Source organism: Salinivibrio sharmensis (assembly GCF_001995985.1).
Classification (GTDB): Bacteria; Pseudomonadota; Gammaproteobacteria; order Enterobacterales; family Vibrionaceae; genus Salinivibrio; species Salinivibrio sharmensis.
Genome location: NZ_MUFC01000029.1, coordinates 1 through 9,214 on the forward strand (window position 1 = coordinate 1; position 9,214 = coordinate 9,214).

At 43.7% G+C, this 9,214-nt stretch carries 5 protein-coding genes; all 5 read left to right on the forward strand.

The features are described 5' to 3' along the window. Positions 1–509 precede the first annotated feature (509 nt). Positions 510–2,954 (forward strand): EcoAI/FtnUII family type I restriction enzme subunit R, encoded by a 2,445-nt coding sequence (gene hsdR / locus BZG74_RS15260; protein ID WP_077773329.1) that lies wholly within the window; start codon positions 510–512, stop codon positions 2,952–2,954. A gap of 434 nt (positions 2,955–3,388) precedes the next feature. Next, a complete protein-coding gene (locus BZG74_RS15270; RefSeq protein WP_077773330.1) occupies positions 3,389–4,714 on the forward strand; it encodes an MATE family Na+-driven efflux transporter in 1,326 nt (441 codons plus the stop codon). Positions 4,715–4,853: 139 nt separating this feature from the next. Then, entirely contained in the window at positions 4,854–6,332 is a 1,479-nt protein-coding gene (locus BZG74_RS15275) for a type I restriction-modification system subunit M (RefSeq protein WP_077773331.1), read from the forward strand. Next, positions 6,332–8,092, forward strand: a complete 1,761-nt coding sequence (locus tag BZG74_RS15280; protein WP_077773332.1) for a restriction endonuclease subunit S domain-containing protein — start codon at positions 6,332–6,334, stop codon at positions 8,090–8,092. The genes BZG74_RS15275 and BZG74_RS15280 overlap by 1 nt, the downstream gene beginning before the upstream one ends. A 487-nt stretch (positions 8,093–8,579) precedes the next feature. Beyond that, positions 8,580–9,214 (forward strand): hypothetical protein (locus BZG74_RS15295; RefSeq protein WP_158020674.1); only part of this gene is annotated, 635 nt, incomplete at its 3' end.

Consider the following 9,214-nt stretch of genomic DNA (forward strand, 5'->3'; position numbering starts at 1 on the left):
AATTTTATTGCCACCATTGGCACATTCTCTGCCTGCCGTGGCATTTCCTCTGCCAAGATTGACAGTTTCGCTGCCAATCTTGGCAAAACAATGTGCCAAGCAATTTTGTTCTAAAAAACTTAGGCAAACATACAGTGCATTGTTTAAATTAACAGAGATTAACTTTTGTGTTTTTTATTTTCCATGTGTCACATTAAGAGTAAATAAAATATTGAATTTAAACCATAACCTAGCGCGATAATTTATTATTAATAATATCTCGATGGTATAGGAGGAAGAAAATCCTTTCCTCTAATCGAACAAAGACTGTTACTGCTCGAAAACAGCTTCTTCTGATTAATCTCATCACAAAACTCTCATTGCATATATAAACCTATTGATGACGGCATGTTCAGGCTCTTTGCCTCATAGGCTAATCCATACCGTTACCCACTTCACTGATAAGTTAGTATCTTTTATGTATCCTTTGGTATAGTTATGAAAGGCACTGTAGTGAGTTAGCCAATCGCATGGAATCGACAATCAATAAATCAAAGCTATCTGAAACCGATATCATCACGAAATTCATTCTTCCTGCTATCAAGGGCGCGGGATGGGATGATATGTCGCAGATCCGTCAAGAAGTAAAACTACGTGATGGTAAAGTCATTGTTCGTGGTCAGGCAGCGGCGAGGAAGAAGGTTAAGTCTGCGGACATCGTCCTTTACCATAAACCGAGTATGCCTCTAGCGGTCGTCGAAGCTAAAGCCAACAAGCATGAAATCGGCAAAGGTATGCAACAAGGTCTAGATTACGCCAGCCTACTTGAAGTCCCTTTTGTCTTTGCCTCAAATGGCGACGGTTTTATCTTCCACGACAAAACCAACCCAGCTCAACTCGAAACTGAAATTCGACTTGAAGACTTCCCAACACCTCAGCAACTATGGGACAAATACTGCGTTTGGAAAGACTACAAAACCGAGCACCTTCCAGTCATTACTCAAGATTACCATGATGATGGTAGCGGTAAGTCTCCGCGCTACTATCAGCTACAGGCGATAAACAAAACCGTGGAAGCGGTAGCAGCAGGACAAAACCGCGTACTCTTGGTTATGGCAACGGGTACGGGCAAAACTTACACTGCATTCCAGATTATTTGGCGACTATGGAAGTCCCGAGCCAAAAAACGCATCCTGTTTTTGGCGGACAGAAACATTCTAGTCGATCAAACTAAGACCAACGACTTCCAACCGTTTGGCACCGCGATGACCAAAGTTACTGGTCGAACAGTCGATCCCGCTTACGAAATCCACCTAGCGCTGTATCAAGCTCTGACTGGCCCAGAAGAACACCAAAAAGCATACAAACAGGTCGATCCTGATTTCTTTGATCTTATTGTCGTTGACGAGTGCCATCGTGGCAGTGCCGCTGAGGACAGCGCATGGCGCGAGATTCTTGAGTATTTCGGTTCAGCGACTCAAATAGGACTCACCGCGACACCAAAAGAAACCGATATCGTGTCTAACACCGAGTACTTTGGCGATGCCATTTATACCTACTCTCTAAAGCAAGGTATCGAAGACGGTTTCTTAGCCCCTTACAAAGTTGTACGTGTCGATATCGATGTAGATTTACAAGGTTGGCGACCAACCAAAGGACAAGTCGATAAACACGGTGAAGTTATCGAAGACAGGATCTATAACCAGAAAGACTTCGACAGAACTATGGTCATTGATGAGCGAACAGAACTTGTTGCACAGACCATCACCAGCTACCTCAAGCGCACCGACCCGATGGCTAAAACGATTGTATTCTGTAATGACATTGACCATGCAGAGCGTATGCGTCGAGCGCTGATCAACTGCAACCCTGAGCAAGTTGCTAAGAATGAAAAATACGTAATGAAAATTACTGGTGATGATGAAATCGGCAAAGCCCAGCTTGATAACTTCACCAACCCCAAAAAGGCTTATCCTGTTATTGCGACCACCTCAGAACTCATGACAACTGGTGTCGATGCAAAAACGTGCAAATTAGTTGTTCTTGACCAGGGCATTCAGTCGATGACTAAGTTTAAGCAGATCATCGGTCGCGGAACCCGTATTGATGATCGTTACGGAAAGCTATGGTTTACTATTCTCGACTTCAAAAAGGCAACTGAACTGTTCGCTGATGAGCGCTTTGATGGTGTCCCTGAACGAGTTAAAGAGACAAAACCAGAAGACTTCGATACCGATGAAGAGCTAGATGAAATCATCGATGGTGAGGATGAACTTGAACAAGATGATCCATTTGAAAGCGAAGATATCGACCCCGAAAGCATCCATGAACCCGAATCGTCATACGACTCAGGTTCATCGCCTTCAGATGGGAGCAATAGCGATGATGATTGGCAGGATGAAAACCGAGTAAGAAAGTTCCATGTCAACGGCGTAACCGTTACAGCCATTGCCGAACGTGTTCAATACTACGATGCCGACGGTAAACTCGTAACCGAGTCGTTCAAAGACTATACCCGCAAGACGATGGCAAAACAGTTCACCTCAATGGATGACTTTGTTAAGCGCTGGCAAGATGCCGATAGAAAGCAAGCAATCATTGATGAACTGGCAGAGGAAGGCATCATCTGGGAAGCATTAGAGCTAGAAGTGGGCAAAGATCTCGATCCATTCGACATGATTTGTCATGTCGTTTATGACCAACCAGCGCTCACTAGAAAAGAACGGGTTGATAACGTCAAAAAGCGCAACTACTTCACGAAGTACGGTGAAACGGCTCAGCAGGTGTTGAACAACCTACTGGACAAATACGCTGATGAAGGTGTTCAAGAGCTTGAGAATATTCATGTACTCAAGGTGAAGCCTTTTGATGAGATGGGGCGACCTGCTGAAATTGTCAATAAGTGCTTTGGTGGGAGAGAGCAGTACTTGCAAGCAATTTCTGAGTTGGAAGCTGAGATCTATCATTCAGCCTAATCAGTGTTTAAACCAAGCTAGAGCGTGTTTAGCTTGGTTAACGACCTCAAGTCATAATGCATACCTATATGTTTGGTAAGCTAAATTCAGATAAAGCACTGTTGGCTAAAAAACACAAAGACGTTTGCCTAAACTCTCTTGCTTATTGTTAGGCGAGTATCGATCTCGCTTTGGCGATGGAGCCAAGCAAGGTAAGCGGCTTGCTTGCAAGCTTAACCACAATGGCCTTCCCAAGCATGCCGTAACCAAGTTGATTTCCCATGGCAAGTATTTGATTGTTCAGCAGCTCATTTCAGTACAGTGCAATATTCTGATATTTTTCAGTAACTAATCACGCTATTTGAAAGACTTAGGAAGAAACAACTGATTAAAATTTTTCTGTGGCGAGTCGCTTTCTCCACGAGATCTCTAGTGAAGATAACAAGGCTTAAAAATTGAAACATCATCAAATAAACGCTATCAACTATCAGCTGTGGCTAGTCCTGATCCTGACAAGCTTAATCCCCTTAATCTACTCAACTACACGAATCCACTTCTTGGGCAGCATCCCCAGCCCATGGACTTTTAGCATTGCTGCACAAGTCGCATGGCTCAATGTGGGATATGAAGTCCTCAGCGAAGCATTACTTATCCCTCTAGCATTTATTCTAGGCAGCGTTATTCATAGTCACGAAGCTTTTCGCGACCGAGCCAGTCTATCTCTTTGGGTTACCTTGATTTGCTATTTTGTGGTGACCTTAATGGTATTGTGGCTAGCGCCGAGCTTTGTTGATGCTATGCAGCAACAGGCTGAACTACTGACCCAGACAATCCAATACATCCGATTGGAATCTGTTGCTATTCTGCTTTCCAGCTTCTATGCGTTTTTATCTTTGGTTCTCGTCCTAAAAAATGAACGAAAGGCGCTGTGTGGCCTTCTACTCGTACAAACGCTCATGACCGTCCTTTGTGACAGCGTCTTTGTTAGTCAATTAAGCTATTCCTTCCAGTTAGGAGTGAATGGTATTGCTCTGAGTAATATCGTGGTTAATAGTCTTCTCGCGCTGTTTGCCCTGATTTATTTATCTAAGTCGGAGATCACGCTGAGCTTCAAGTTTTCTACAGGACATCAGTCGCACTGGCTTAAAGAGTGGGCAAAAGTTGGATGGAAATCAGGGCTTGAATCGCTTGTTCGTAATACCGCTTTTATTGTCATGATTCTTCAGCTTATTAACCAAGTACAACAAGCGGGAACGTACTGGGTTGCCAATCAATTTATTTGGGGCTGGTTGTTACTTCCCGTTTTGACGTTAGGGAAGCTGGTTAAGCAAGATGCTGCAACAAATAACGGGCTAACATCTGAACGAGTCAATGCCTACCTTTGGATAACGCTAGGCATCATTGGGGTTTGGATACTCACTGCGCCGCTTTGGAACAGCTTTGTAGCTAATGTCATGGGAGTGGAGGATTCACAAGCAATCACTCGGCTAGTTTGGCTAATGGCAGGGTTCTATGCCATTTTCAGTTTAAACAATGTTATCGACAGTTACTTTTACGGTATAGGGCGCACTGACTTAATGCTGTATCAATCACTTATCGTAAACACCTTGTTTTACGGTTGTGCTTTTGTGCTTTATCAAATCGGCATCTTTGTTCCTACGCTTGAACGCATTGCCATCATGTTTGGGTTAGGCATTACCGCCGATGCGCTAATCACTTGGGGGTTGTACCTTGTCTTACGACGTAAGATGAGCATGAATCAATATCAAGTCAGTTATTAAACCAGTTATCGTAATAGAGATAAGTGCTCACTAATACCCCAGTGTTATTGGGCACTTCACTCCCTATGTCAGTACTCACATTGACGTAAAAATGCTAACATCGACAACAATTTTTGTAGTCGGTTAGTAGTAGAACTTCATGTCAATCAGTTCAGTGATCAAGTCTATTCAAGACATCATGCGTAAAGATGCGGGCGTTGATGGTGACGCGCAGCGTCTAGGCCAAATGTCGTGGCTGTTATTCCTTAAAGTGTTTGATGCACAAGAGGAAGAGCTAGAGTTTGAGCTAGAAGATTACCGAGAACCCATTCCAGCTAAGTACCTTTGGCGAAACTGGGCGGCAAATAAACAAGGCATTACAGGTGACGAGTTACTAGAGTTCGTTAACGATGATTTGTTTCCTGGCCTAAAAAGCCTCAATACGCCTAAAGACATCAATCCACGTGGATTTGTAGTGAAAGAAGCCTTTAGTGATGCCTATAACTACATGAAAAATGGCACATTGCTGCGTCAGGTGATCAACAAGCTCAACGAAGTTGACTTTACTGACTCGAACGACCGTCATTTGTTCGGTGATATCTACGAGCAAATCCTACGTGATCTGCAAAGCGCTGGGAATGCGGGTGAGTTCTATACCCCTCGCGCGGTGACTCGTTTTATCGTCAGTCGTCTTGACCCTAAACTGGGTGAAAAAATTATGGATCCCGCTTGTGGTACGGGTGGGTTCTTGGCCTGCTCGTTCGATCACGTCAAAGAGAACTACGTGGTAACCACGGACGACCATAAAACCCTACAAAGACAAATCCAAGGTGTAGAGAAAAAGCAGTTACCGCACCTGCTATGTGTCACTAACATGATGCTCCACGGCGTCGAAGTACCAGTGCAAATCAGGCATGGCAACACGCTTAACACGCCGCTTGCAAACTGGGACAGCAATATCAATGTGATTGCGACTAACCCACCGTTTGGCGGCACCGAAGAGGACGGGATTGAAAAGAACTTCCCTTCCGATATGCAAACTCGTGAAACCGCCGATCTGTTCTTGCAGCTGATTGTCGAAGTATTGGATAAAAATGGCCGTGCTGGTGTGGTGTTGCCTGATGGCACCTTGTTTGGTGAAGGTGTAAAAACCAAAATTAAGAAGATGCTGACGGAAGAGTGTAACCTGCACACGATTGTTCGCTTACCTAATGGCGTGTTCAACCCATACACGGGCATTAAGACCAACATTCTGTTCTTTACCAAAGGCCAACCGACCAAAGAAGTGTGGTTCTATGAGCACCCTTATCCAGAAGGTGTGAAGAACTACAGCAAAACCAAACCAATGAAGTTTGAAGAGTTCCAGCAAGAGATAGATTGGTGGGGTAATGAGGCTGATGGATTCGCTAGCCGTATCGAGACTAAGCAAGCTTGGAAGGTATCGATTGAGAAAATCATCGAGCGCAACTTTAATCTTGATATTCCAAACCCGTATCAGGACGAAGTCGTCAGCCATGATCCTGAAGAGTTACTGGCGAGCTATCAGCAGCAGCAGCAAGACATAAAATCACTACGTGACCAACTGAAAGGCATTCTCGGTGATGCGCTTAGCTCTACTGTGAAAGGTGGAGCGCAATAATGGCTGTAGACCAATCTCTTATGAATACGTTAATTACCGAGCATATTGATGTTTGGACGTCGGCAGTAAAGACCCAATCGACCTCTGGTCGCGGTAGCAGCAAGAAACTAGAGCTTTACGGTGTTAAGAAGCTGCGTGAGCTGATCTTAGAGTTAGCGGTGCGAGGCAAGCTTGTTCCTCAAGATCCTAATGATGAGCCTGCTTCAGTGTTGCTTGAGCGTATCGCGCAAGAAAAAGCGCAATTAGTTAAAGAAAAGAAGATTAAAAAGCCCAAGGCCTTGCCTCCTATTAATGATAGTAAGCCTTTCCAAATACCTAATAATTGGGGCTGGAGTCAACTTGGCTTCCTTACTAACTATGGTGTTTGTGACAAACTGGAACCAAAAGATGCTTCTCCCAGTACTTGGGTGTTGGAATTAGAGGACGTTGAGAAATATACGTCTAGGTTACTGAAAAAAGTAAGGTTTGAAGAGCGAGTGTTCAAAAGTACAAAAAACTCGTTTCAGAAAAATGACGTTATTTACGGAAAGCTTCGTCCCTATCTTGATAAAGTTTTGGTGGCTGATGAAGACGGTGCGTGTACTACAGAAATGATACCAATCAGGGGTTACATCGGCCTAATGCCAGAGTTCATTCGACTGGTATTAAAGACTCCCTATTTTATCGAGTATGCAAATACGTCTACACATGGAATGAATTTACCTCGAATGGGTACTGACAAAGCTAGAGCCGCTTTGTTCCCATTAGCCCCTTTGAATGAGCAACACCGCATCGTCGCCAAAGTCGATGAGCTAATGGCGCTGTGCGACCAGCTAGAGCAACAAACCGAAGCCAGTATCGAAGCGCATCAAGTGCTGGTAACAACGCTGTTGGATACACTTACCAACTCTGCCGATGCTGACGAGTTAATGCAAAACTGGGCGCGAATCAGTGAGCATTTCGATACCTTGTTCACCACTGAAGAGAGTATCGACCAGCTTAAACAAACCATCCTCCAACTGGCTGTGATGGGTAAGTTGGTTCCGCAAGATCCAAATGATGAGCCTGCTTCTGAGTTACTGAAAAGAATTGCGGAAGAAAAAGCGCAATTAGTCAAAGATAAGAAAATCAAGAAGCAAAAAGCGCTGCCACCGATTGCTGAAGATGAAAAGCCGTTTGAACTCCCGAGTGGGTGGGAGATTTGTCGCCTTGGCGAGCTACTACCTCAATTTCAAAATGGAGCGTCAAGCCGAGGAGACAAAGAAGGTAATGAAGTCGCAGTATTGAGATTAGCCGATATTAAAGAACGGCAGATTTCTCTGGATGATACTCGAAGTATTGTTATCGAGCGGAAATCCATCGAGCGTTACTCATTACAAGAAGGGGATGTGTTAATAATTCGTGTAAACGGAAGTGCTGATATCGTGGGAAGATTTGTGACGTGTCATGAGGACTATGATGCAATTTACTGCGATCACTTCATAAGAATGAGGTTTCCAGTAGAGTGTTATATGCCTTCATTTTTGTCACTATTAGGCGATTCATCAATTATACGAGAAAAAATTGCCGATTTATTCATTAGCACTGCTGGACAAAAAACTGTCAACCAGACCCATATAAGTTCTCTTATTACTGTATTACCTCCCATCAAGGAGCAGCTGCGCATTATCAACAAAGCCGATGAATTACTCTCCATTTGCAACCAGCTAAAAGTGCGATTGAAAGAGTCTAAGTCAACCCAATTACAACTTACAAATACTATTGTTAAACAGGCGGTGTAGTCACGAACCTTTACAATATCGCCAATAAAAACCTCTCACGCTAACATCGACAACTCTTGCAGCCGAAGGGCTGCAAGAGCGGCACGATTTACGAGAAGCGCTGAAAGGCTGTATTGATGCCATCGCACCTGATTGTTTGGTGATATCAGAAGAGTTTTCAGACTGGGAAGATAGCCGTCGCCGTATCGACCTGTTAGCAATCTCGCGCTAGCGTTAGTTGCGGACTGGATCTAGAAGTATCAGCCACAAAGCCTGAATGATGTGTTCAATGCATTTTGCGAACCAGTAAGACGACGTATTGCCATCCTATCGGATGAAAGCCCTCAAGGTAGAATTCGTCGCTTCCAACGATGACGGCGCGCTGATTACGTTGCCTAACGGTGAAGTGATAGCTATCACCTACCAGTAGACTTCTCAGCAATATCACTCGATTGATTCACTTTGCAGGGCAAAGTGACATGGTTGTAGAAAAAGTTAGTAATATCTGATGGAAAGACCAATGGGATTTACCAGACTCAAGAAAATCATTAGCAAAAACAAAATACTAATCTATATCACTGCGCTATTAACTGTTACCTCTGATGTTTATGAAGCAAAAGATACGGGGATGCGGTTTGTACAAGATATAAGAGAGATTATTGGCTATGAGCAACCGATCCTCGTAACCGTACAAGGAGGTGGTGCTATGGAAAAGCGTTTAAAATTAGCCAAGTTGGAAGCATCTAACTACAGTATTCCAAGTAGTTCCTCTGCTGTGATTAAGTTTCTTTCATTGCCATGGCTGAACAGTCCTCAGTCGTACATTGCTAATACTGTTCACGACTATACCTTTGCTATTGTGACAACTGTTTCTCCAATATCTTCCACATCAAGTGAACACGTTTTTGATGGAGGAGATTGCCGCCTAGGCGTCAGAGCATCGAATATCAAGAAAGATAAAATGATAGCCACTTTTGATATAGTAAGCCTATCCTGCACTGATAACGCTGGGTACGCTTATAGTATTGAACCAGATTATCCTATAGGCTACATATCAGCTTTAAGTAACCCAGGTATCGACAAAGTTAAAATCGTTGACAATGATAGTTATTTAACAATAAATCCAGATATAAACTATTATGC